The following is a 26,541-nucleotide window of genomic DNA, read 5'->3' as shown; positions in this document are numbered from 1 at the left end:
ACTTACAATCTGTTCCAAGCACTTTGGTTATCCCCTTCCATAGTTACATCATCATTCATGAGCTTAGAGGGGCGAACATTGGTGGGGCGACTGTAATCCGGCTCAAGGTTTTCCTGCCAGTTCTTAGGTGTTGGTTGCAGGCTCTCTGCCTTGGTCTCCACATCGTGCCCACACAGGAAATTGCTCAGGTGCGAGACCAGATTATTGAGATCTGCAGCTTGTCTGGTCAATTCAGAACTTGAATTCGAAGCCTGATCCGCAATAGACGCTGCATGTTGTGTGGCTTTGTTAATCGACTCAACCGCATTGCTGATTTCCTGAATACCTCTGGCTTGCTCGTTAGACGCTTCAAAAATACTGGTCGCGCCTTCGACCATTGACTGCGCCTGTTGTCGCGTTTCAGACACAATAGAGCCCCCATTTTCCACACGACTGGTGTTTTCTTTGGCGATAGTTTCAGCCTCATTAATGCTTTGTTTCACGATGGCGGAAATATCTGTCGCAGCTTTCCCACTCATTTGAGCCAGATTTCCCACTTCCTGAGCAACGACAGCAAATCCCCTGCCGTGCTCACCCGCCCTCTCTGCTTCGACCGACGCATTAAACGAGAGCAATTTGGTCTGGAAGACGATTTCATCGATGATTTCTGTCTTCGCACCAATCTCAGCGATGATCTTCACCAGTTCTGAGATCTTGTGGTTGGACTCGGAAATCTGACACATGGCCTCGTCGAGATCTGTCATCCTTTCCCCAACCTCTTGTGACAGATCCCGTGAATGTTCGGCCGATTGGACATTGTTCTGCACCATGCTGGAAATTTCCTCAGCACTGGCTGATGTTTCCTCTACCGAGCTGGCCTGTCTGTTGGTGATTTGAGAAAGGTTCTGGGAGACATCCTCGATGTTTCCAGCAATCATCGCGACTTTCGATGCCCCGCTATTCATACGCTTTACTACGTCATTGAAAGATTGACTTAATTCTTTCAATTCCTTAGAACTGAACACTGTCAGGCCTTTGAAGATGTCTCTAAACGGACGCATGATCGCCGCACTCAGGAAGTAAGCAACGATAATGGAAGCAATCACTGCGCACACCATGCCTGCAATGATGGTGATGTAGGTATGGGTGACACTTTCATGCGCGGCTTGTGTTCGGGCTGCCATCAGAGTTTCCTCACGCTCGATGAAAGTGCCCATTTGGCTTCTGAACTTGTCGAAATACTGCTTTCCACGCTCCTGCGCCACCAAATCAGAAATATCGTCCATGGTTTTGGCATCACCAATCTCGCGCCTCAAAGCGATATAGCTTTCTGCCACATTACCTCGCCAATCGGCGACCACTTCTTCGATATCTTCAAGCACGGAAAGCTGAATCGGGTTGTCCCTCACTTCCAATTTGAGGCTTATCAGCAAGCGGTTTATCTGGCTATTTCCTTGTACGTAGGGCTCGAGAAAAGCTTCTTGTCCTGAGAGTAAAAATCCTCGCATCCCCGTTTCCATATCAAGGGCCGCTACCTTAATCAGCAGAGCACTGGCAACAACTTCATCAATGCTTTGCCCATTACCATCAAGCTGGGAGGAAGAGAAATTTTGGTTCGATACAACCCGCTGTTGGGCAATGAAGCTATCAATCAGTTCTCTCAGTCTGTCTATATAAGCTTTCCCTTTCGCCTCACCCACGGTCGTGCTCATATCGTTCATCGTTTTGGCGTTGCCAATGGAACGTCTCAGTAAAATCGCATCATCAGTCACATTACGTTGCCAGTCAGCAATGGTTGTTTCCACGTCTTCAAGCAAAGAAACCTGTTGGGGGTTATCGATGACTTTCTCTTTGAGTTCTTTGACGATGTTTTCAAATTCCCGTTGCCCCTCATTGTAGGGCTCAAGAAACTGCTCTTCCCCTGCCAACAAATAGCCACGCATACCCGTTTCCATGTTGATGGCGGCGGTAATCAGGTTTTGCGCTTTGTTGATAACCTCATGGGTATGCTCCACCCACTTTTCTGTGGCGCTAAGACTTTTAATGCTATTGAGGCTTAACAACCCTAGAGCGATAAGGAACAGAAGCACTACCGCATTGCCCAAAACAATCTTTGCCCGTAAGGAAAGGTTTTCCAGCATGACTTGTATCCTCTTGCTAAATATCGAAATCCGCACCGCCTGACGTTGGCTGCGCAGATACTTGCTTGCTAATCAGATCCAAGTCTTCCGGCTCAAGCACGTTGAGAATATCGAGCAACAACACCAGGCTGTTGTCATCCGCCTTTGCTACGCCATGGATATATTCACGTTTGATGCTGCTGGATATTTCGAGCTTGGTTTCAATTTGTTCATCCGTGAAACCCACAACCTCATTCACATCATCCACTATGGTGCCTACGGTCAAGGAGTTAACATCACTGATGATGATGGCGGTTTTCTTAGGCTCATAGGCTTTCTCTTCAAGCCCGAGCTTTAACCTGAGGTCAATAACAGAAATGATTTTCCCGCGGAGATTGATAAGACCTTTGAAAAAGCACGGCATATGAGGAATGGGGGTGACTTTCACCATACCAATCACTTCTTTCACAGAAGAAAGCGGTATTCCGTATTGCTCATCAGCCAGCGAGAAAATGAGATTTTTCTGTTTTAACCTCGTTCCGCTGTGATGATCGGCTTCTTTGGATCCGGTGCTCAGGTCTAGCCCTTTGTCCGGATAACGTTCAGCTACACTGTCCATGACTTGCCCTTCAAGCATCAGGCTTCAAACAAAAACAACGGGTTGGGAACACCCGATGATTACGGCACCCTCATGTTTTATTTTTGAGAAAATGTTGAGGTATTGATTTAACAGTAGGCCAGCACGTCTCAATGTCAAAGCTATCAATAGGCACTAAACGTAAGCTTACAGCATCAATAACAGCATGAAAGAGAGGGGAAAAACGTGGAAGAAACAGGGGCAGTTATCTGCTGGAACGAGCAGATAACCAGCTAACGGATTTAAACAATGCCGATATTAATGAAAGAGTCTGTTTGGCTCAGCTCTTCAAACAAACCATGCATTTTTCTCTTTGTGATGGGTTTGCGCATGTAGCCAGTAGCACCGTAGTACTCGACGACCTGAATAGGGTCTAATCTAAGCTTCTCACAACCAATCAGAATGGAACTGATTTTGCCTTCCACAACCTCATCATCAATGACGCGGTGGGCAATTTTATCGAGCAACGCCAGCTTTTCTTCTGTGTCGGCGTCCACCTTTATCTTCTCTGCCTGCGAAATAGAGACAAGACTCTCGCTGGAAATGACGACGATGTTTTTAATGTTGCAATTCGCTCTCAGATAAACCAGCGCGGATAGGCCATCCATGTTGGGCATCCTCAGGTCAGTTAGGACCAAATCGACAGTGGGATTGCGTTCAGCCAGAGCGATAAGTTCTCTACCATCTTTTGCCTGCCCAAGGATTTCAAATGGACCAAAGTCTTTTTCCAACGCACCCAAAGACTCCAGAATGTTCTCACGCATGTCTGCCATGTCGTCTGCAAAAATGATCTTCATACGTCCCCTTACCATGCCATCAAACACTAAAAGTATTAGAAGTGAGAATCACCTTGTAACTATATACCCAAACAACCTGAAGATGCAGGATTCAGCAAGATTGACTGACGTTGTGAACGCGGCGTTCCTTTACAGGTGTAGTCACCTCCATCAAAAAGGAACAACAAAGAGCACGACGTCAGTCAACTTGCCCGAGGGGAGGCCCTCAATGCGAGCATCTTCAGGTCGTTTGGGTATTGATGCATTAGACGGATTCGTTGAGGTAATGAAAAAATGTTACTGAAAGCATGGCGGAGACACCATGCCAGGAAGAAGAATTACCAGAGCCAGGCTGCGCCACGAACGCCGCTGGAGTCACCGTATTTAGCTTTCACGATGGGTGTGTCGCACTCTCCACCCATGACCCATTTTTTCATAAGTAATGGGACGTTTTTATAGATGCGGTCTACATTGGACATCCCGCCGCCTAACACAATAGCGTCTGGGTCCAGAGTATTAACAACAGATGCTAGAGCGCGAGCCAAGCGATCTTCGTAGCGCTGAATACAAGCCTCCGCTTCTTTATCTCCTTGCTCTACACGTGCCATGATGTCGGGGCCACGTAGTGTTTCACCATGCATCAGCTCGAAGTCTTTCCAGAACCCTGTGCCGGAAATAAACACTTCAAGACAGCTGGGTCTGCCGCAATAGCAGTGAATATGCTCCGCATGATAGCGATCCTGCTCGGTCTGCCAGGGCAATGGATTATGCCCCCATTCACCTGCCACACCATTGCCGCCAGCATGCACCTTACCGTCAATCGAGATACCGCCGCCGCAACCTGTACCGATGATCACGCCATAAACCATGTGCTTACCCGCACCTGAGCCATCAACGGCTTCAGAGACAGCTAGACAGTTCGCATCGTTCGCGATGCGAACTTCCCTGTCAAGGAGAGCCCCCAAATCTTTATCGAGTGGCTGGCCATTGAGCCAGACTGAATTGGCATTCTTTACTTTTCCTGTCACTGGAGAAAGTGTACCTGGGATCCCCATACCGACGGTGCACTGTTCGCCAACCGCTACTTCTGCCCGATCGACCAACCCTTTTATAGCGTCCAACGTTCCCTGATAGTCATGCTGAGGCGTTGGAACACGCTCTACAAAAACCTGTTCACCGTTATTGTTTAAAACAACGGCTTCGATTTTTGTGCCGCCCAGATCAATCCCAATTTTCACTTAATGTCCTCCCAAACTTCTGATTCTTTATTGATGATTTTATTTTTTTCCATTTAATCAAACAGTGACGGGTTCGAAACATCAGAGCTGGCTGTCTCAAAAGGATAGGTCCTTTCTGACCGAATATTTGACAATTCTGTGACAGTTTCGCCTTAAAGAGACGGCTAACATTATGATTCTTAGAACAAATACACTTTTCCTTTCGAAAATCGAGAGATGTCTCACTTTCTTTTCCGCGAAATCAGACTATTTTTAAGTTGTCTTTAATTTCGCCAACTTTCAGTGCGTTTTGCGAAGAAAGAGCGGACCTAAAGCACAAGGTGACGCAGAAGAGCCATAAATTAGCTATACAATTGGCACCTCTGTGGTACTATCGTTCGGCCTGGTTAATAGAGCTCTTTATGCTGCAATTGAAAACTTCGTTACACCCTACCTTCGCAAAAGTAAGTTGTCCTGAAGATATTCGCTACATTTGCCACCATAAGTGATTCATTAATAAAAGGTCTTAATGCGTTCGCGCAATGTTACAAATGGAAATATATTCAGGAGACAACATGTCTAAATCTACCGGTACCGTGAAGTGGTTTAACGAAGAAAAAGGTTTTGGTTTCATTCAGCAAGAAAATGGCCCAGACGTTTTCGTTCACTTCCGCGCTATCACTGGCGAAGGTTTCAAAACTCTGGCTGAAGGTCAAAAAGTAGTTTTTGAAATCGAACAAGGCCAAAAAGGCCCACAAGCTGCAAACGTAGAAAAAGCATAATTTTTCTTCTCGCAGAGAATTTTAAAGGACGCCCCCGTGGCGTCCTTTTTCTTTATCTGAGCACCAAATATTCCTCTTTTTTCATTTCGCCTGCTGCCACTATCGCAATTTTGTACAAATTTTTATCGGCTGCTTTCGGTATACTCGTTCTAGGGTCTGTTGACCCAATCTTTTTTGGGTAAAGCAAGGAGTGCAATGGAACGCGCGAAATTTGAATCGTCCCCTCTTTTAGGCGGCTTGGAGGTGTTAGAAGCAACCTACGAGAAACAAGCTTTTTCCCGCCACACCCATGAGGGCTACACCGTCGGTGTGATTCGCGAAGGCGCGCAGCGTTTTTGGCGAACCGGTGGGTATCACGTCGCGCCAGCCAGCAGCATTATCCTTGTCAATGCAGACCAAGTTCATGATGGCCACTCTGCAACTGAAGGCGGCTGGACTTACGAAGCCATGTATCCCACCGAGGCGCAATTTGAATCCGTTTCAAAAGATCTTGGGCTTGCATCCAAAGTACCTTATTTTCCTTCCGCCGTTGAAGAAGATCCCAAGCTATCCAACCAACTTTTAATGCTCTTCTCCCTGTTGCGCACAAATGAAGATCAGCTGCTTACTGAAACTTTCACTCATCATGTTCTACTTTCATTGACATGCCGGTTCAACAAGCGTCCTCAATTGCCAGAAGACATCGTCAAGATTGGTCCCAAACTGGAATTGGTGCGCGAATACCTGCATCAAAACACAACGGAAACCGTGAGCTTGGAAACCCTGAGCGAGCTTTCCGGTGTCAGTCCATATCATCTAGTCAGACAATTTAAAGCACGATATGGATTGCCGCCTCATGCCTACCAGATCCAGCAGCGTGTTCGCCAAGCGCAGCAGATGATGAAAAATGGCTTCAGCATTGCCGACTGTGCTATCTCTTGCGGCTTTCACGACCAAAGCCATTTCCACCGTCATTTTCGTCGCGCCATAGGCGTCACGCCTAAGCAGTACCAGAAAGCAATTTTGTCCAATTCTTCTATTCGGGTGGCTGATAAAACTGAAAGCATTCTCCCCCATTCGAAGGATTCGCATGAACAAGGACAATCCCGCATTCCCCATGAAGAATAAAGTTTGGCTCAGCGCCTGCGCTGATATGTTTCCGCTCAGCGTGGCGGTGGTCCCTTGGGGTGTGCTCTGTGGCTCACTGGGTGTTCAAATGGGACTAACACCTTTGCAGGCACAAGCCATGTCATTGTTTGTATTTGCCGGTGCCGCACAGCTTTCCGGTGTGACCATGATGGGAGCTGGTGTACCGGGAAGCACCCTTTTCAGTACCACCTTTGTGATCAGTGCGCGCCATCTGCTCTACTCGGTGAATTTCCGCCAGTACATCCGCCAACTGCCTTTCAAATGGAGAGTAGCACTCGGTTTCCTGTTGACCGATGAGATGTACGCGCTCTGCGCTGCCCAGATTGAAAAAACGGGAGAGTTCGACAAACACTATGCCCTGTTCAGCGGCGCTTTTTTCTACCTATGTTGGAACCTTGCAACGCTATTAGGTGTGCTCGGTGGCACACAGTTCGAGAATATCGAAGAGTTTGGGCTCGAGTTTGCCATTGCAGCGACATTCCTCGCTTTGGTCATTCCAACCATCAAAGATATTCCAGTATTGGTCTGTGTATTGGTCTCGTTCGTGGCAATGACAATATTTACGCTGGCAGGTTTTGGTAACGCTTTGATTGCTGCGGCTGTTACAGGCATGGTGGCTGGTTTCGTGTGTGAAAGCGTTGTGCCAGCACGCAACAAGAAAGAGGGGAAGAGTAAATGAATATCTGGATTCTGATCATTGGTATGGCATGCATTACATTTTCCGTTAGATATTTCTTTCTTGCACAAAGCATCCCATTCAAAGTGACACCTGTGATGCAACGTATCTTGAAATATTCAGCGCCGGCAGTCCTGACTGCATTAGCCGCCCCCATTCTCCTTTTCCCTGAGGGAAACATCGACATATCTATCGATAATCCATTTTTGTTGGCGGGTGTGTTCGTATGTGTGCTCAGCCTGATGCGTCTTAGCACCCTGAAAACGGTCATAATATCAATGATTTTCTTCTGGTTAATCCGCTAACGGGATCTGTATCAGAATTAATAATCTCATTTTCAAAACCAGCGCCTCTTTCATTGAAAAATCAGCTCTCTAGGCTAATCCTTAATAGGGGATAGTATAGGTTTGAAGAGGCTGTAAATGCTGGAGAAGTGCTTAGTTGTTGATGACCATGAAATGATCCGGGAAACCATCGCGATTATGGCGAAGTCTCTCGGCTTTAATGATTGCATCATGGCTATTGATGGCGCTGATGCAATCTCCAAGCTCTACCATGAGCGCCCATCGTTTATTATCACTGATTTACAAATGGAGCCTATAGACGGCCTTGAGATGCTGCGACTGATCCGCAGTGGTCGTTACGGCCTGCCTCACGACATCCCAATTATCATACTCACTGCCAACGCATCAGAAAGCGTGATTGCCCAGTGCATTGCTTTTGATGTTGATGCCTTTCTTGTAAAGCCTGTGAACAGACAGTCACTGCAGGAGCGAATCAACCAGCTCTCCATGCAAGCCAAGCCAAAAAAAACGGTCGAACATTACTTTTCGATGTATGAGCAGGATCCAGCGAAGTCGACAGCATTTCAGGTCAATGGAACAGTAGCCTTTACCGACGATGACCTAAAAGAAGTTGATGCGCTGATTCATGAGCACAAAGCACCAAGCGTACCTGATTTTCCATCAACCGGACCTCTAGCTTCCCCAGCTGCCGAAGGGCAGCCAGAGCCTGACAACCGTAAAAAATTCATTAAATGGCAAGACCGCTTTACTGTCGGGCATAGAGAGTTGGATGAAAGCAACAAAGAGTTGCTCGCTATTATCAACGACACCTACGAGCTTGTGGTCAATCACCATGATGGCAACGGCTTTGAAGACATTTCTAGACGCTTCCAACACTACGTCGCTCACCATATTGACCAGGAAGAGGCCTTGCTGACGGAAGCAGACTACCCAAGACTTAAGATGCACAAAGACATGCACGCACGTTTGATCAAACAGGCTGAATTTGTGGTGCTCAAGTGTCAGGCTGATCCCAGCTTTTACAAAACAGACTTTTTCCGTCTGCTACGTTTCTGGTGGGTAAAACATGTGGTCCAGGAAGACACCAAGTACAAATCCATCTTTGAAATGCAAATCTGACGAGGACTAAATGGCTAACAACCTCCGTCTAGCCAGCCAGGAGTCCCGTTATACGCTGGCCCAACTCTTCCTTAGCGGCGGTGCTGTCGTCATTATTCTGCTGCTCTCTTTCCTGTGGTTTTATCGCTCTATCTATCAAGATACCCAGGAAAAGCTCTCCTACTTTCTCACCACAGAAATTAGTAATCTCAGCTCGTCTGTTGATGATTGGTACCATCACCGCGAGAGAGAACTGAGCATTATTGCGACTGACAATCAGTTGATTCAAGCGCTGGATATAGGCGGTGCATTCTATGGAGATGCATTAACAAATGCTGGCGAAGTAACAAAAATTCTGGATTTGTATCGAGAATCATTTTCACTCGACGAAGTCACCCTTTTTTCCCCTGAGGGTGACATCCTCCTTGAGCTGGCTTATGAGTTTTCACACGTCGCTGTTGATACCTACCCAGATATTGTTCCCATGGTGAGGAGGCAGACTATATTTGTTAGCCCACCTCACTTGTCCGATGACGATAAACCATTGACGGAGGTGTTCATGGCACTCGCCTTCTTCAATGGTGACAACGACAAAGATCCCGTTGTCTTAGTCGCAACCCGGAAAAGTTCAGACTTCGACAAGTTGTTTTTCAGTCAGGAAGCGATCCCTTCCCGAATTGCTTTCGCAGTCGATAATGATGGCGAAGTCATCGCCCCTACAAAGAATCGCTACCTGTTGCCGGAAACGATTGAAACCACCAACCGAACCAGAGAAACACCTTCAGACTTACTCTATCGCTCAGACAAAAACATCAGCGTCAATTCAGAAGGGTTTAAAGGACATCTCCCAGAGTCATCGATTGGCGCATGGCAATGGCATCAAGAACTCCCCGTTGGATTGGTCATTGAATTTGATGCAAGCACCGCGCTCAGTGCTGTCACCTATACCCGCAACTACCTCTCGGTAGCATTCCTTGTCGTGACTGCCGCATTTGTACTTTTCCTCGTCAAACATGCCAAATCACTGCTAAGAATTGGTTTTACCAAGCAGTATCTTGAATCTATCTTGCGGAACTATGCCGACGGCGTAATTGTGCTAGACAGCCGTGGCAACGTGATGACGGTAAACCATCGTGCATCGACGCTGGTTGATTTACCGAGCGTGCCGGAAAATGGAGCGCCACTGAATACTCTCAGTAACGAAATCAACCAGACTTTGGTCGAAACCATAGGTCAGGTATACCTAAATACTCTCGACAATGAAGAAGCAAGCAAAATATTTGAAGGTGGCACCGATGACACCCTATTCCTGCATCTGGTAGGAAATAAACAACGCATTGGCGATCAAGATTACGTTGTCATGAACGTCCGGGATATCACGCAGCGGACGAGAATGGAAGCCAAGCTAAGCAGGAGTAACGCGCTCTATTCTGTCTTCAACTCTGTTCAGGATATGTATATGACCACAGGTAACTCTGAGCGGTCATTCAAAAAAGCAATGGTGGTACTCGCCACTTTCACTGACAGTAAGCTCACTGCGATGTTGTCGATAAAGGGTGGCGATCAGAAAGTTCTTTTTAAACATCAAGTCGCTAATCTAAATAAAGAATTTAAAGGCTTGCCCGTTCAGTTACTTCCTTTTGCAGAGTCAAGTATTCAGCTTAAGCGAACTGAATTTTCGTCCTTGCACAAAGGTGTGCTGAACGACAGCAACGATTTTTTTGAGCATTACGCCCTGCTTCCTTTGGTGACCATGGGCGAAGAAGTCGGTGTTATTGTGTTGGCGGGACGTCAAGAACCCTACACTGAAGAGATCGTGAATTGGATTGCCCCCGTCGTGAAAAGCATCTGTAGCATGCTTTATTCTGACCGCCAGACGCAGCTCAACAGAGAGGTGAATGATGCGCTGATTCGCGCGAAGAATGATGCGGAGCAGGCTAACGAGGCCAAATCCAATTTTCTTGCCATGATGAGCCACGAGATACGCACGCCGATTAACGGCATTATCGGTATGTCAGAAGTGCTTTCTCACACCCAACTTTCGTACGAGCAGAGACACTACAACGACACTATCACAGTGTCAGCAAATGCTTTGTTAGATATCATCAACGATGTGCTCGACCTTTCTAAGATCGAAGCGGGCAAAATGACGGTTCGGCAGGAAACTTTCTGCATCCATGAAGTGATTGAAAATGTTACCAACATCGTCGCACCTAGAGTGAAAGACAATGTTAGCTTCACAACCTTCACTGACCCTTCACTACCACGACTCATCACATCGGACTTTTCCAAGTTAAGGCAAATACTGGTCAATCTGGCAGGTAATGCCGCAAAGTTTACCGACAGTGGTTACGTTGATGTGTCTATTACACAGCTCAGTCGTCGTGGCTCCGATTGCGAGATAGAACTCAAGGTCACCGATACGGGTATCGGGATTGAACAAGCTCAGCTTAATAAAGCATTTGAAAACTTTTCCCAAATTGATAACTCAAGCAAGCGCCGGTATCAGGGAACAGGCCTTGGTCTTCCTATTTGTCGTAAGTTTACTGACCTTCTCGGAGGCGATATTCAGGCTAAAAGTGCGATTCGTCAGGGCTCCATATTCACTGCCCGTTTTACAATCAAAGTGCCTGATGAATCACCCGAGCAAATACCTTCAGATATCTCCTCCTTACAGGGAATCAAAACGCTGTTGATTTCGCGCAGTGTCAGTCAGGTCAGCAACCTACAGCAATATTTCGACATTTTAGGTTTATCTGTCACTGTTGCTCGAGATGAAAACGTCGCGTCTTCAGCATTGCAATCAGGAGAGTTCGACGTCACTTTGCTTGATCACACGATTTCGCTGGAGAAGCTCAAATCCATACTGCTGCCACAAAGTAATTCACACATGGTCATTTACCTTGCTGACATTCGAGGTGTGTTGACGCAAAACACAGAGGCCATCTCAGCGGCAATTACCTCGCCGTTTAACATTGAGTCTATCTACGAAACGTTATCGGCCGTTATCAAACTCGATGCCCAAGGGCATAGCCGCGAACAAATTTTCCGTCAGATGACACAACAGGAGAAAACTACACGTAACATCGGCAACAGTCTTTATGTCAAAGGATTGTCGGTGCTGATTGCAGAAGACCATCCGGTTAACCAAGAACTCATTAATACGGTGCTTACGAAGCTGGGTTGTAAAACGACGATTGCAGACAATGGCTCCATCGCCTTTGAGCGCTTCATGTCCAACCGCTACGACATGATTTTTATGGATTGCCAAATGCCGGTGATGGACGGCTTCGAAGCAACCCGGAAAATTCGTCAGTTGGAAGCCGAAAACAAACTGCCCGAAGTTCCAATTGTCGCAATGACCGCCAATGCCATGAGTGGTGACCGCGAAAAATGCCTCAATGCAGGAATGACCGAATACATAGCAAAACCGTTTAAACAACATGACTTGATTGTGCTCATGAACAGCTTCTTGCCTGAGCCTGAGCCCGGTTCAGAAATCCTCTCTGTTGCGCCTACACTTGAGACTTCACAGCCAGTGCAAGCACAAGCCTCAACAGCTGCTGAAATAAAACTACAACAGTCAGACGTAGAGAATGAAACTCTTGAGCCGTTTGATCTATCAACCTTAAAAGAAAGCACAGGCGATGATCCTGAGCTAATAGGCATGTTGGTTGACCGATACCTTTCAACACAGGAAAGCGACATTAAAGAGTTAGTTGTAGCCTGGGAAAGCGAACGCTATGTCGATGTAAAGAAAATCTCCCATAAAATGAAGGGAGCAGCATTGATGGTGGGTGCAGTCGATTTCTCTACTGATTGCAAAGCGTTGGAGCAATACAATTTCGACGGTGGAAACCGACCCGATGAGTTGTACGAAAAAATCCAGCGTAGCTCAGTACAACTCTGCGAACGAATGTCTGCCAGTAGGCCTGAAAGGCCTAATGAGTAGTCACACATCGCTAGTAGAACATTTGCGATTATGCAAGTGTAAAATGGTCGCTAATTGCATTCTTTTTATCAAGATTGCAAACCGAGCTCCACTATCTTAAGCACCTACTGGTCAACATGGCTGGTTTTATTAAACTATTCAACAAATAAGAAAAAAACCGCCTAACAGGCGGAAACCAATAACTATTATATATTTTAAAGAGATTACGCTATGCCGACTGTGATTCCTTTCCCCGCTGAAGGGGGCTCATCACGTGAGCCTCAAAGCTGCCCCATGACTGAGATGATTCGCGAAGAGTTGAATCAACTTAGCTCTAATGAGTACATGGTCAACTGCATTTTGGAACGTATGAAACCGTTTATCGCCACGCTCGATTGCGACCTGAGCTTGGATATGGAAATAACGGATGATAACGAAGCCAGTGTGATGCAGGTGATACCTTCTATCCAGGCTCTTCAAAGCCGCTTTGATGGCATTATCTCAGAGATCATTTCTGAGCGGATCCTGCATGAAATTCATCTTTTTCATATCGAGCGCGCAACCAAGATTTAATTCTTGCGATAACTGATTGAAAAAAGGCGACTCTTTGGTCGCTTTTCCTCTTGCTTTTACTACTAGGCAAGATGTGCCTAAGAAGCTGTCATAATGCAAAAATAGCGCACTACGATTCTCAATTTGCAACACGGATTTCTGTCACTTATCAATAGTCTTCTTTGATTTTCTGAACGCATTATCCTAGCTACCCACAGACGATCTCATTCGCCTCCCTTCAGAAAGCCCCAATATTCTCTCAAAAATCGCCAATACTTATATACTTATCAATGGTTCTTCTTTTTGCGTCATCCTTCTTGGATAGAAACTTTTGTCTCATTGGCGCAACAATTGCAGTCTTCCGCTGAAGGCGTGGCCCAATCAGGAGGCATTATGGGAGTTGCGGCTATCAACACAGGGTCCATACACACTTTTCAATCCCGCTCAGGTGCGCGTAAATTTCCACGTATCGAATTTCCGGCGCAGGTTGAAATTGATGGTGTTCTATATCCCACAAAAGAGTGGAGTGTGGGTGGATTTTCTATTGATGATAATCTCTACCCAGGAAAGAAAGGCGACAAGCACCACGGACACCTGTGTTTTGAACTCCCTGTAGGTCGTTTCTCTACTCCGATGCAATTTGAAGTCATGCGTGCCAGTGAAACTGGTTATGCAATGGGTTGCCAATTTTATTCCCTCAATTCCGGCCACCAAAAAACATTGCAGTCTATCGTTGACACCTACCTGACTGGTGAAACAATTTCGTTAGAAAGCGTCACCTCCTATGGGGTAAAGGCGCAGCTTCACGAAGAAGAAGTGAAGCGCATGCAGCAAAACTGGTGGCGCTTTGCACTCGTTGCCTTGATTTCAGTAGCGATCATTACCGTTGCCGCCTTGATGGTGCAGTCCCGTATTCTCAACATCACCTCACATCATGCTGCTGTGAGCCAACCTGTGCTCTCCCAACGAAGCTATAACAACGGTGTATTAAACCTTTCAGATTTCAAACCCGGTCAACAAGTCAAAGAGGGCGACCTGTTGTTCTCCGTTTTTACCGAGCAAGGCACGGACTTGCTCGCCAAAGACAAACAAGAGCTGGACAAGGTCAACAGTAAGATTAACTACTTACAAACCGTTCTTCGTCAGAGTAAGGAGTCGGTGGCCCGTTACAACTCACAACTTTTCAAAGAACTTCAGTTGCTTTCTGAAAAAAAGGATTTATTGACAGAAGAGCTCCAAACCCGGGAGAAAATCTTAAAGCTGTATGACAGAGGCTTTCGAAAAGGCAGTGTTGATTCCGTCACGCGAGAGTTGGAGCGTGTTGAAACTTTCGAAATAAAAAGGGATCTTCTTTCACTCGACGCTGAAATCGAAGCTATCGAAAGCCAATTAGATCAGATTTTGCTCGGTGTCCCACCCAAAGAAGCGCAAATAAGTGGTAAATCTCCGTTTGAAGCGCAAAGTCAACTCGACATATTGATCGCTGAAAAAGACAAGCTTCTTGAGGAAATCGAACGACTGAAAACCCGTGGGTTGGCCTATGCCCCCTGCGACTGTTACATCGTTGCCATTAACGCCCGTGACGGCCAAATCGTACAAACTGGCACAGCTATTTTCGAGCTGTCTCCATCACCCAGTCCAAACCGAGGTCAACGCTCGATTCTGGCATTGATGCCACTCGAAAAAGCAGAATTGCTCAAAATCGGCATGGAAGTGGAGTACAAACTTGCCAGTAACGACACAAAGCAAATCGGCACGATAGAGCATGTGCAGTTCTACAGCGCCGCCAATGCGGATATCTACAACGAAGAAGGGGAGTCATTGAGCGGCTTGCCCAAAACGTTACCAAGGCTCAATCAATATACGCTGATAAAAGTTGTGCCTCAATCAGGCGCAGAGCAAACAATTGTTAACGAACCCGCCACTGTGATTGCAAAAGTGGGTTGGAAAGATGTCTTCAAGCATTGGTTCAACCTATGAATGTTGAACGTCTTTTTATCAAGAACTTCCATCGCCAGGATCCTCGGCACATTACGATCATGTGGTGGTTGTTCTTTGCGACACTGCTACTGGCGCTTTGGGGGCTCTACATCATATTGCCTGACGTTCCGGTTCAGGAGGAAGTAGTATATACCTTGGGCATCATCGGTGTATGGCGTTATGGATGGAAGACGATTCATCTATTCCGCGGGCTCTACTATCAATATGTGCGATACCCTGTGCTCTCAAGTTTGGCCGAGATGACGCACAAACCCACTGAGATATTGGTCGTTATACCCTGCTACCGCACTACTCCGGAAATCAGCGCCCCAGTTTTCAAAGCGCTTATTGATGAAATTGGTAATTTCGGTGTCGCCTGCCGCGCTGTCGCTTGTGTCACGGATGAAGCCGACATCGGGATCATTGAATCCCAGTTCGACAAGCTCAAGCAGCGTGTCCCTGTTACTCTTTTTATCATTGATCAGGACGGAACCGGGAAACGCAACACCATGGCCGACGCACTGACATTGCTGGCTGAAGACCGCCCTGTATCCAAAGACAGTGTTCTTATCCTGATGGATGGAGACACCATCATTCCCGAAGGTATGCTGACTAAAGTATCAGGCTTTCTGATGCGTTATCACGACTTAGGTGCTGTCACCACACACAACAAGCCGATTGTGAAAGGTAACTCTCTGACCCGCCAGTGGTATCGTCAGCGTATGGCGCAGCGCCACTTCTACATGAGCTCTCTTAGCCTGACGTATCGCGTATTGGTGCTCACAGGGCGTTTTTCCGCGTTCCGAGCCTCCATGGCACTCTCACCAGATTTCATTGAGAGCCTTCGTTATGACCATGTGAAGCACTGGCGCTATGGCAGAATTCGCATGCTAACGGGAGATGACAAGAGCACCTGGTTTTATGTGCTCAAAGAGCGCTGGAAAATGCTTTATATTCCGGATATGGCGGTCACTTGTTTGGAGGATGCTCCTTCTGGCAGTTTCTTAGGCACCAGTATCTCCCTGATGACCCGTTGGTACGGCAACATGCTGCGAAGCAATATCCGTGCAATACAGCTTGGGCCTAAAAAGGCTGGCTTGTTTCTCTGGATTTGTCTGTTGGATCAGCGAATCAGTATGTGGACGACCTTGATTGGTCCTTCGCTTGCTTTATTTGTTGCTGCGCTGCTCGGACCTAAGGTGGTGATTGCCTATCTATTTTGGGTGATTGCAACACGAAGTTTGAATGTGCTGCTGATTTCGATTCAGTCAGGGCAATTTCATCCCATCTTTGTGGTGTTACTATGGTATGAGCAAATGGTAGGTTCTCTGGTGAAGGTATACCTGTTCTTTCACCCGAACGTACAACGCTGGACACGACAAGGCATTGCCGGGAAAGTAGAAGACCACTCGATGTCTCAAGAGATCAAAAAGTGGCTTCCACATTTGGAAACCACAGCTGCGTTCAGTGCGTTACTGATCTTCGTGATGCTGCTTTATGGGTGACAGCGATACGCTTTTGCCAGAAAAGTGACCGACGTAGAAAAAGGTTTTGGCGCATACAGTAGGACAGTGTCCGCTTCCAGCTGCATCGCCTTGTTACGCAATTCATTCACCGCGCCCTGAGTCAGCACGCCATCATCAATCAACCAGTAGTCGTACCAATGTCCCTGAGAGCCGACAACGACGCCTTTATCTTCACAATGCAGCATCTCTAATGCGTCGCCCCACAAGACGGTAATTTTTTCACTGTCTGGTTTGGGGGTTGCCACGCAGCCTGTTAACAGCAGCATCCCACATATCGTTGCCCATTTATTCATTTTATCTTCAGAGAGTTGGGTTAAGTGACAGTTGAGTATATCGACAATATGAACGCTTAACGAGCCACTTTTCTGTCCATTGGTGACGAAATTATATGCATCAGAACACACTTGCTCTAATCATCATCTCGCCCTAGAATAATACTGTATATATATACAGTGTTGTTTGCTTATGCTCGATAATATTCTCGCCCTGCACTCAGGGATCTGGACGGCGAACCGTCTCTATCAACCCAAAGCACACTGCCGCCCCAGCGGCCACACTGTGCTTGATGAAAAGCTGGATGGCGGCTGGCCGGAATCCGGCGTGGTTGAACTACAACTGCCCTGCTTTGGCATTGGTGAACTACGCCTGATCCTGCCAGCAGTCGTGACGGCTTTGAAAGACAGTGAACTTACCGTGTTCGCGGCGCCACCGGGAGAGCTCAATCCAATAGCCCTGTGTCAGGCAGGATTGGATTTAGAGAAGGTGATCATTCTGGATGCGTCTGTTTCATCAAGCCTATGGTGCGTTGAACAAGCCTTGAAAAGTGGTTGCTGTCGCTCTGCCGTACTCTGGGGGAAGGCACTTTCCGTGACTCAGGCCAGACGTCTTCAACTCGCTGCGACTGAAAACGACTGTCTGCTGTTTATGATCACCCACCAAAAAAGTGTTCAGGGTTTGCCGGTAAGCTGCCGCCTGTCTGCCATTCCTGATGAAGAAGGATTGAACGTGACCGTGATTAAACGCCGTGGGCTACCTGTTCAGCCTTTTCATGTGCCATTAGCGCCTGTTTTTCATACTTTCTCACTGGCCGAACAAGTAGAGCCGCCTGAAACCATCACACTGTCATCTCTCCAGTTGGCAGACACCTCTAACGTGGTGCCATTGTTTCGATGATCCTCTGGTTGTATCTGCATTTCCCCACCTTGCTGCTCGACACCCTTATCCGCGATAACAGGGTGAAAACACCGCTGATTGTACTTTCCCGCACGACAGGTCATGTTTATCAAGCCAACGCACAGGCACGGGAATATGGCATTGTAACGGGTAACGATCTTGGTACCGCCAGCGCGCTCTGTCATGGCTTAGACGTCGCTGACTATGATGAGCAGGCCGAAACCCACCGCCTATTACAGCTGGCTTCCCTGCTGTATCAGGTCAACGCAGACATCATCCCTTACGCACCAGATGGGCTTTTGATGAAAGTCACTCCTATGCTCAAGCTTTACGGCTCGCTGGACAACTACTGGCAATCACTGCTGCCTGTGATCAGTGGCGAGCAGGTGCAATATCACTTCGCGCTTAGCCCCTATCCAGAAGCGGCACGCTGGCTTGCACGGGCAAACGCGGACTGCGGCTACCTGACACCGGAAGCCACCGAGCAGGCGCTCGCCGCACTTTCAGTACGTGAACTGGGATTCACAGAGAAGAATGTTGTCCAGCTGGAACGCATGGGAATCCGACACGCCAAACAATTGCTGGCGTTATCGGTGGATTCACTCGGTCAACGTTTTGGCAAACCGCTGACGGCTCATCTACGCTCCCTGACCCAGAAAAGCCTCGCTTTACCGGCGAGCTTCACACCGCCCGAGCTCTTCTACCAGTCACTGGAGCTTTTGCATGACATTTCCAATAGCCAGACGCTTTGCTTTCCACTTCAGCGCATGCTCAAAGAAATGGAGAAGTTCCTGCACGTTAGGGAGACGGTCACGCCCGCCATTACCATTGTGCTGACACAGCGAGAGCAAGATGACAAAGTCTTGGAGATCACCGCTGCAGCACCTGAATCTGCCGCGAGCCGGTGGATACCACTGCTCCAACTTCATCTTGAAAAACTCAAGCTGGATGCGCCTATTACTCACCTTCGTCTGGAAGCCAATACATTGCTACCAAGACAATCTCCCACCCAGGATTTATTTGCGGGTAAACGAGGACAACTCACACCAGGCGAACTGATTAGCCTGATGCAGGCAAAAGCTGGAAAACACGGAGTGTACAGCCTGTCACTGGAAAATGATCATCGCCCAGAGCGCGCCTTCAAACGCCAGTTGCCATTGCAGAAAAGTACGCAAATGTTACCTCCTTTCCTGCCAACACGCCCTGCGTTACTTCATGTGTCACCGCGTCCTTTGCTGTCTCGTCCTGACACCCTCACAGGCCCTGAACGCGTCAGTGGTGGTTGGTGGGATAAATCGCCCATCCAGCGCGATTACTTTGTCGCCCGTAATAAACGGGGACAACTTTGCTGGGTATTTCGAACCGCACAAGGTGAGTGGTTCGAGCACGGCCTTTTTTGTTGATCCGCAGTTTGAGATCGCTTCCTATGACAACACCTTCTGATAACCGCCCACTAACCTTTTCAGAACTGCACTGTAAAACCAATTACAGCTTCCTGACCGGCGCTTCCCACCCGGAAGAACTGGTTGTTCGCGCTGCCACCTTGGGATACCACGCACTCGCTATTACAGATGAATGCTCGCTTGCTGGCGTAGTACGTGCTCACACCATAAACCGCGACCAAAACCTTGGCCTTAAGCTGATCATTGGTTCAGAAATCACCTTTCAGGACGAAAAACTGGTACTACTTTGCCCAAACCGGCAAGCCTATGGTGAGCTCGCACGCCTTATTACCCAAGCCAGAATGCGCAGTGAAAAAGGGCACTATCAGGTATTCAGTGATGATTTCAGCCACATCACACAGTGTCTTTGCATCTGGCTACCGACACTCAAACATAAAAAAAAAGCCAAGCCTTCTGATTTTCAGAACTGGCTGAAGAGTACGTTTGAAGAAAGACTCTGGATAGGCGTTGAACGGCTGTTATTGCCCAATGAATCCACCTATCTGGCCATGGTCGAATCGCTGGCAAAGGAGCTCACCCTACCGATTGTCTGCACCAACGATGTATTGATGCATCACCCTCGCCGCCAGCCGTTGTTAGATGTGATCACTGCCATTCGGCTCGGCAGGCCCTTGCAGCAATGCGGCTTTGAATTACCCAGAAATGGTGAGCAGGCACTCAAACCGATTGAGAAACTGGAAAAGCTCTATCCAGAAAGCTGGCGAAGAGAGACCCAGCGTATTGCCGCCAAATGTGCCTTCTGCCTCAGTGAGCTTCGCTATGAATACCCTGCAGAACTGGTTCCAGATGGGTTTACCGCCAGCAGTTACTTGCGCCACTTAGTAGAAGAAGGCATTGGAAAACGTTTCCCGAACGGGATTAAGCCAGAGATCCGCGCAACCATTGATAAAGAGCTGGGGCTGATTGCCGAACAGCAGTACGAGTATTTTTTCCTCACCATTTACGACATTGTGCAGTACGCGAAATCACAGGGCATTCTGTATCAAGGCCGTGGGTCAGCGGCGAACTCTGTGGTGTGTTATTGCCTTGAAATCACCGCGGTGAACCCGGAGAAAATCAATGTCCTGTTCGAGCGGTTTATCTCTAAAGAACGTAATGAACCGCCGGATATTGATGTCGACTTCGAGCACGAACGGCGCGAGGAAGTTTTCCGCTACATCTACCAAAAGTATGGCCGTCAGCGTGCGGCTATTGCCGCGACAGTGATTACCTACCGTTTTAAAAGTGCGTTTCGCGATGTCGGCAAGGCGTTGGGGCTCAATGAAACCCAATTGGATTACTACATTAAAAATCTTAACCACCGCGACAAAGGGCTGGATAAAGGTGAGCAACTTGAAGCGCTGGGGCTGGATACCCAATCACATCTTGGGCGCTGGCTTCTGGAGTTGGTTGAAGAAATCCGCGGCTTTCCACGTCACCTAAGCCAACATGTCGGCGGTTTTATTATCTCCGCAGGCCCTTTGTATGAACTGGTGCCAGTGGAAAATGCCGCCATGGCAGAGCGCAGTGTGATCCAATGGGACAAAGATGATCTGGAATCCCTTGGGCTGCTGAAAGTAGACATTCTGGCACTGGGTATGTTGAGCGCTATACGCAAAGCTTTTGCCATTATCGATAAGCAGCATCAGCGCAGTTTGTCGATTGCTGACATCACCGCCATGGGTGATGATCCTATTGTCTATCAACAACTCCAGAAAGCAGATTCTGTCGGCGTGTTTCAGGTGGAATCTCGCGCACAGATGAGCATGCTACCAAGGCTTCGCCCGAACTGTTATTACGATCTGGTCATTCAAATTGCCATTGTCCGCCCCGGTCCGATTCAGGGAGATATGGTACACCCATACCTCAAAAGGCGCTGGGGCGAAGAGAAAATCACTTACCCATCGGAAGAGGTAAAATCTGTCTTATCCCGAACCATGGGCGTACCCATTTTTCAGGAGCAGGTGATCCAGCTTGCCATGGTCGCCGCAGGATTCAGTGGCGGCGAAGCCGACCAACTTCGCCGAGCAATGGCGGCGTGGAAACGCAGTGGCAAGCTAGCCTCTTTTCGTGAAAAGCTGATCAACGGCATGCAAGAGCGCGGTTATAATATTGAGTTCGCCGAGCAAATCTTCCGCCAGATTCAGGGCTTTGGTGAGTATGGCTTCCCCGAATCTCACAGTGCTTCGTTCGCGGTATTGGCTTACACCTCTTCATGGCTAAAACACTACTATCCGGTCGCCTTTTACTGCTCGCTGCTCAACAGTCAGCCTATGGGCTTCTATAGTCCGTCACAGCTATTGCAGGACGCCTCCCGTCATCATGTGCAAATTCTCCCTGTTTGCGTCAACCGCAGCCAGTGGGATCACCAACAGATCACGGTGCAAGGAAAGCCCGCACTGCAACTTGGCTTTCGTATCGTGAAAGGCTTATCCGACATTAGCGCAGAGAAGTTATTGCGATGTCGCCCCAGCACTGGATTCCAGCATCTCAACGATATCAGAAAATGCGGATTGAGCCGGGGCGATTTGGAAGCCCTAGCCAGTGCTAATGCCACCAAAGCACTTGCAAGTAATCGCTTTTCTGCCCGCTGGCAGATGATGGATGACAGTCATGTTCTGCCACTATTTTCCAGCTCACAGCCCGACTGCTCTGATGCTAACGCGATTACCGCACCTTCGGCGGTGGAAGACTTGATTGAAGATTACGCAGCGACAGGCCTGACGCTCGGCAAGCACCCTATCGCACTGCTGGATGAAAGCGGAAAATTGGGCAAGCACCGATTGGCCAATGAGCTCGATACCCTACGTTCAGGCTCAGCGATAACCGTTGCTGGAGTGGTGACTGGCAGACAGCGCCCCGGCACAGCCAGTGGCGTGACCTTCGTGACGCTGGAAGACCATACCGGAAACATCAATGTGGTGGTGTGGCTTGCTACTGCGCGAGCGCAAAACACCCCTTTTGTGACAGCAAAGATATTAAAGGTGAAAGGGATTCTTGAGCGAGAAGGCGATGTGGTGCATGTGGTAGCAGGAAGGTTGATCGACATGACGCACACCCTCGATCAGCTACTCATCCATTCTCGAGATTTTCAATGATATAGCCAAAGACTAGAAAGTGACATTGCATAACATTGTAAGTCGATTATATAGAAGATTTTAGGAAGCATTACCAAAGAATAGTTTGTTTAAATACACCCTCAGTGGTTATATCAAGGCAAGACTAACGGTTTCTAATAAACGCTATAGAAGCACATCATCAGAAATAAAAACATCAAACGGGCGCCCCTCAACGCAAAAAACTAAGTACAGAAGAGAACACTGTACTTAGTTCACCGTTAGTTCCATTAAAGCAACTGTGGATCAGCCAATAAATATCCTTGTAGGTAGTCACAATGTAACGTCATAACCTCTAACATAGACTCTTGAAATTCAACACGCTCAACGATCACTTCTTTACCAAAACTTTCTCTTATTTCAGATACAGTGTTTTTATATTGTAACGCCATATCAAGCTCAATCTTTATAAAGCGAAAACATTCATTCGCCACAAGCGAAAAGTCCAAGTGCCGCCCCATCAGGTCGAAATCGTCAAGCGCAAACTCAACCCCAAGGTCAAAAAGTCTATATACACTTTTAAGATCAAGTCGTTCAATATTTCGTTCCGTAATTTCAATAACTAAATTCGCGCCAGCGTAAAAAAGCGCTTGGTAAAGTTCATAAACCTCCACAGTTAGAAACGATAACACCTCAGGTTCCATATTGATAAATATCAGTTCACCTTCATCGAGGTTAATATTTCTCTTCCTAACCTGTGATGTTAGGAATTTGATTTGTTCCTCAGCAAGGTTTCTCTTGTTCTCTCGTGATAAACCATTATAAAAAGCGTCCACATCATCAATATTATGTGGTCTAAAGAGTAACTCTCTCGCTTTTTTTTCGAAATGGCCAAATCGTCTAACTATAGGCTGACTAAAAACACTAAACTTTACAACCCAACTTCCAATATCGTTGATCGCCCCGATTTGGATAGTATTATTAACATTAAAAAAATGAAATTCATCCAGCTTGTAATTACGGACTAAATTCGCAGATTTCTTAGTAGCAAACATTGTAATACCTCAACAAACAAAATTCATCGAGGAATATAAAACAAAAAAAACAAACCAGAAGTAATAAAAAATAATAACGAATAAAAGAAAAAATCCATCTTAAGTTGGCAATATAAAAAGGCAACCAAAAACACCATAAATGCCACCTATGTCATTGTTTTACATGGTTTTTATTATTTATTATCTTTTATTAAATGAAAAAAATAGTAATGCAACTATCATCAGCCTCACTTTTAACCAATGTGGAAAAATGAGCACAAACCATGAAACAAGAAGTAAAAGATAAAAAAGAAAAATTCAGATTAATAATATCAATATTATTTATAACATTATTCATTTTATCAGTGTCAGGTTGTAAAGGTGATAAGGAATCTGTAACCCAGCAATCTGGAGATACAGAAACTGTTTACAACACTATTGAAGCAGTTAGTGATGAAGCTCCATTTCTTGAAAGACTAACAATCGAATATGATACAAAAATAAAAGGTGATACAAAAACAGGACTAGTATCAGGATTCTCAAATAACTTTAAAGCGACTGGATATTTTACTGACGGCTCGAAAGATGACCTCACTAATAGTCAACATATTAAATGGACATCCAGTGATCTAAATGTGGCTTTCATTAGTTCTAATGGCATAGTAAAAGGAAATAATCCTGGTAATACTGTCATTACAGCGATATATAAAGACCCAAGACTAGATGGCCACAATCTTATCGATGCAACCTATGACTTAGAGGTATTAGAAAAACAGGTAGTTTCTGTAAATGTGGAGAATCAGAATGCGATAGCGGGTGTAAATAAGCCCTTTGATATGGATATCATATTCAGCGATGGATCTCGCATTCAAACATCGTCTAATCTCATTGATAAGGGTAATCTTAAAGTTGCTAAAAATCAGTCCGCAGTAGGTGACACACCAACAGTTTCTTTAGATGATAATAATAACTTGGATCTGACTAACATCAACCAAGCGGCGAATGTGCCTGTACTTGTATTTTATGGTGAGCAAATTCCAAGCGGTGAAACACCGGACGATAGTTTATGTGAGGAAAAGTGTGTCTCTTTTGCATTCATGTTAGAAGTGTCTGAAGCAACGCTTCAAACCGTCAACTTAAGCGTGAATAAACCAAGTATTCCTGCAGGTATCGAGACATTAGTTACCGTTAAAGGGACCTACACCAACGGAACAACTGATGATATTGATATTGACCTAGAGCATATTAAGGCGGAGTATCAAGACGCCACAGATGTCAAAGATCTCATCATCAAAAAAGACGGTAGCGGTAACGTTTTATTTTCATCTAAAAAACCAGGTAATATCATTTTAACTTATGAAAATAGAGCTATTTCTCAAACAATTTTAGTTGAAGTTACAGACGCTGTGGTTCAAGAAATAAAATTAGCTTGGGTTGATAAAAACGAGCAGAACACTGACTCGTATATCGTAGGTTTGAGCAAAAAAATCCAAGCCACTGCTAAATTTAGCGATGAGAGTTCCAGTATTGTCACCTCCCAAGTTTTTTGGAATACATCTGATAATATTGAAGTCGTTAGAAAAAATAGCAAAGATTTAGATCAAAGATATATAAAATTCAAAGATTACGGTCTGGCCTCCGTTAAAGTGGGTTGGAAGGAGATAGAGAGTGATGATTTTATATTTGATATATCTGATGCAGAAATAGAAGCATTAGTGATAGATATAGATAAAGTAAAACTCAGCCAAGGAAGCAGCACAAAATTTTCTGTCACCGCCACATACAATAATAAGCACAAATCAGATGTCACTAGTTTAGTTGGATGGAGATATCAAGAACAAGATTGGAATAAAATCATCAATATAGAGGACGGCTACATCTATGCATTAAAGAAAGGGGAAGTGGAGATCTCTGCAGTTTTAAATAACTTTGAGTCCGAATCCATAAAATTAGAAGTAGCAGACAAAGAGCTCAAGAAGATCTTTTTCAAAAACTCTGATATCAAAATTCCATCGGGTATAACAACAAAAATTCCGGTTTCTGGCATCTATACAGATGATTATGTCGGCGATGTGGAGGATGTAATCTTTGTTATCGAGAATAATGGTGACAATATTAATGTAACTGAACAAAATAACTCTTATTTAACAGCGACTGGTGAGGGAGAATTTTCTCTGCTGGCAAAACTTAAGTCCAACCAGCATGTTGCAACAGAGCGTATAACGGTCTCAGTCGACCAAGCAACAAATCTCCTACTTTTTGTAGATGAAACGCCAATGCTAGTCGGTCAGAGAAGAAAAATAGAGACATTAGTAGGTTTCAAAAACAGTAGTTACATGCATAAAGTGAATTTTTCTGAAGCACTAATGCGTGTTACAGGATGCGAATATTGCATTAGATTCGATGAGTTAACTCAACAACTCATAGCAAACAAACCAGGTGAGTATGAAATAACATATTGCTACGAAGAAATGGATGATCTTTGCGCATCAAGAAGAGTCAAGATAGAAAGTTCTTTAGAACTACCAGCGATGGATAATCCATATCCTTATCAAACGGTAATAGATAGTGGCAATAGTGTGGTTGCAACTGAGATCAACACTACACATGAACATGAAGTAAAAGAATTTAATAATAGTAAAAAATATAGATTAAGATTGTATCATAAAAGTTTTGAAATAAATAATGAAACGGCTAACATTAGGATAAAGTCGGTGAAATTCCAAGGACAGAGTTCGCTAAACATAAGTGGTCTAGCTTATATTACACTCCCATGTAATATATCTCCAGAAATAAACAATAGAGAATGTAACGAAGATAACACCTTATCTTTTGGTCCTAATACGATAGGAAAACAAATATATTTTTTATTCGAAGTAGAGCAAGATATATATGATAACCAATTTTCAACCATCTCAGGTAGTGGAGAAACGAAAACACTGACCACCTATTTCGTAGAGGAATTTGATATAAAAAAACCATCAACTAGTGGCTCAACTAGTGGCTCAACTGGGGGCTCATCTGGGGGCTCATCTGGTGGCTCATCTGGTGGTTTTAATCCTGATTGCTTACCGTGGGACCAATGTGGATTTCCATTCCCATGTTGTGACCTATAATAGGTAGGAGAGA

Annotated in this window: 19 protein-coding genes; 13 read left to right on the top strand and 6 right to left on the bottom strand. The window is 46.0% G+C overall.

What is annotated here, in order from left to right; all coding sequences use genetic code 11:
* Window positions 1-2: 2 nt before the first annotated feature.
* The 4 genes from K6Q96_RS17605 to mak form a co-directional block, all read right to left on the bottom strand.
* The gene (locus K6Q96_RS17605; protein WP_251881402.1) at window positions 3-2,120 is read right to left on the bottom strand and encodes a CHASE3 domain-containing protein; all 2,118 of its coding nucleotides are present in this window, start codon (window positions 2,118-2,120) and stop codon (window positions 3-5) included.
* Window positions 2,121-2,136: 16 nt separating this feature from the next.
* Complete coding sequence (locus K6Q96_RS17600; RefSeq protein ID WP_251881401.1) at window positions 2,137-2,718, bottom strand: chemotaxis protein CheW; 582 nt, start codon at window positions 2,716-2,718, stop codon at window positions 2,137-2,139.
* Window positions 2,719-2,978: 260 nt separating this feature from the next.
* Window positions 2,979-3,533, bottom strand: a complete 555-nt coding sequence (locus K6Q96_RS17595) for a response regulator transcription factor (RefSeq protein WP_251881399.1) — start codon at window positions 3,531-3,533, stop codon at window positions 2,979-2,981.
* Between the two features lie 317 nt (window positions 3,534-3,850).
* Window positions 3,851-4,750, bottom strand: a complete 900-nt coding sequence (gene mak, locus K6Q96_RS17590; RefSeq protein ID WP_251881397.1) for a fructokinase — start codon at window positions 4,748-4,750, stop codon at window positions 3,851-3,853.
* A gap of 554 nt (window positions 4,751-5,304) precedes the next feature.
* Here mak and cspE point away from each other — a divergent pair.
* From cspE to K6Q96_RS17545, 9 genes are all read left to right on the top strand, one after another.
* On the top strand, window positions 5,305-5,511 hold the full coding sequence (cspE, locus tag K6Q96_RS17585; protein ID WP_002536803.1) for a transcription antiterminator/RNA stability regulator CspE: 207 nt from the start codon (window positions 5,305-5,307) through the stop codon (window positions 5,509-5,511).
* A gap of 195 nt (window positions 5,512-5,706) precedes the next feature.
* Window positions 5,707-6,618: a helix-turn-helix domain-containing protein gene (locus K6Q96_RS17580; RefSeq protein ID WP_251881395.1), complete on the top strand. Its 912-nt coding sequence runs from the start codon at window positions 5,707-5,709 to the stop codon at window positions 6,616-6,618.
* Window positions 6,581-7,318 (top strand): AzlC family ABC transporter permease, encoded by a 738-nt coding sequence (locus tag K6Q96_RS17575; RefSeq protein ID WP_251881393.1) that lies wholly within the window; start codon window positions 6,581-6,583, stop codon window positions 7,316-7,318. The genes K6Q96_RS17580 and K6Q96_RS17575 overlap by 38 nt, the downstream gene beginning before the upstream one ends.
* Complete coding sequence (locus K6Q96_RS17570) at window positions 7,315-7,620, top strand: AzlD domain-containing protein (protein ID WP_251881391.1); 306 nt, start codon at window positions 7,315-7,317, stop codon at window positions 7,618-7,620. The genes K6Q96_RS17575 and K6Q96_RS17570 overlap by 4 nt, the downstream gene beginning before the upstream one ends.
* A 117-nt stretch (window positions 7,621-7,737) precedes the next feature.
* Window positions 7,738-8,739 carry a response regulator gene (locus K6Q96_RS17565; protein ID WP_251881390.1) on the top strand — a complete coding sequence of 334 codons (1,002 nt, stop codon included), beginning with the start codon at window positions 7,738-7,740 and terminating at the stop codon, window positions 8,737-8,739.
* Between the two features lie 10 nt (window positions 8,740-8,749).
* Window positions 8,750-12,670, top strand: coding sequence for a hybrid sensor histidine kinase/response regulator (locus K6Q96_RS17560; RefSeq protein ID WP_251881389.1), 3,921 nt, complete (start codon window positions 8,750-8,752; stop codon window positions 12,668-12,670).
* A 210-nt stretch (window positions 12,671-12,880) separates the two neighbouring features.
* The gene (locus tag K6Q96_RS17555; protein ID WP_251881388.1) at window positions 12,881-13,222 is read left to right on the top strand and encodes a hypothetical protein; all 342 of its coding nucleotides are present in this window, start codon (window positions 12,881-12,883) and stop codon (window positions 13,220-13,222) included.
* A gap of 372 nt (window positions 13,223-13,594) precedes the next feature.
* Window positions 13,595-15,181 carry an HlyD family efflux transporter periplasmic adaptor subunit gene (locus K6Q96_RS17550; protein ID WP_251881387.1) on the top strand — a complete coding sequence of 529 codons (1,587 nt, stop codon included), beginning with the start codon at window positions 13,595-13,597 and terminating at the stop codon, window positions 15,179-15,181.
* A complete protein-coding gene (locus K6Q96_RS17545; RefSeq protein ID WP_251881385.1) occupies window positions 15,178-16,686 on the top strand; it encodes a glycosyltransferase in 1,509 nt (502 codons plus the stop codon). Before K6Q96_RS17550 ends, K6Q96_RS17545 begins: the two co-directional genes overlap by 4 nt.
* Here the strand turns inward: K6Q96_RS17545 and K6Q96_RS17540 are convergent.
* A complete protein-coding gene (locus tag K6Q96_RS17540; protein ID WP_251881383.1) occupies window positions 16,677-16,973 on the bottom strand; it encodes a DUF4156 domain-containing protein in 297 nt (98 codons plus the stop codon). The genes K6Q96_RS17545 and K6Q96_RS17540 overlap by 10 nt on opposite strands.
* 199 nt (window positions 16,974-17,172) lie before the next feature.
* Here K6Q96_RS17540 and imuA point away from each other — a divergent pair, with 199 nt between their 5' ends.
* The 3 genes from imuA to K6Q96_RS17525 are packed head-to-tail and all read left to right on the top strand — an operon-like array spanning window position 17,173 to window position 22,420.
* A complete protein-coding gene (gene imuA, locus K6Q96_RS17535; RefSeq protein ID WP_251881381.1) occupies window positions 17,173-17,880 on the top strand; it encodes a translesion DNA synthesis-associated protein ImuA in 708 nt (235 codons plus the stop codon).
* Complete coding sequence (locus K6Q96_RS17530) at window positions 17,877-19,283, top strand: Y-family DNA polymerase (protein ID WP_251881380.1); 1,407 nt, start codon at window positions 17,877-17,879, stop codon at window positions 19,281-19,283. The genes imuA and K6Q96_RS17530 overlap by 4 nt, the downstream gene beginning before the upstream one ends.
* A 23-nt stretch (window positions 19,284-19,306) precedes the next feature.
* On the top strand, window positions 19,307-22,420 hold the full coding sequence (locus K6Q96_RS17525) for an error-prone DNA polymerase (RefSeq protein WP_251881379.1): 3,114 nt from the start codon (window positions 19,307-19,309) through the stop codon (window positions 22,418-22,420).
* A 248-nt stretch (window positions 22,421-22,668) separates the two neighbouring features.
* Here K6Q96_RS17525 and K6Q96_RS17520 read toward each other — a convergent pair whose 3' ends face one another.
* Window positions 22,669-23,433, bottom strand: a complete 765-nt coding sequence (locus K6Q96_RS17520; protein ID WP_251881378.1) for an EAL domain-containing protein — start codon at window positions 23,431-23,433, stop codon at window positions 22,669-22,671.
* Between the two features lie 263 nt (window positions 23,434-23,696).
* Here K6Q96_RS17520 and K6Q96_RS17515 point away from each other — a divergent pair, with 263 nt between their 5' ends.
* A complete protein-coding gene (locus K6Q96_RS17515) occupies window positions 23,697-26,528 on the top strand; it encodes an Ig-like domain-containing protein (protein WP_251881377.1) in 2,832 nt (943 codons plus the stop codon).
* The last annotated feature ends 13 nt before the right edge of the window (window positions 26,529-26,541 follow it).

It is taken from the genome of Grimontia kaedaensis (assembly GCF_023746615.1).
GTDB classification, from domain to species: Bacteria; Pseudomonadota; Gammaproteobacteria; order Enterobacterales; family Vibrionaceae; genus Enterovibrio; species Enterovibrio kaedaensis.
This window is presented reverse-complemented; position numbering and strand designations above follow the sequence as displayed.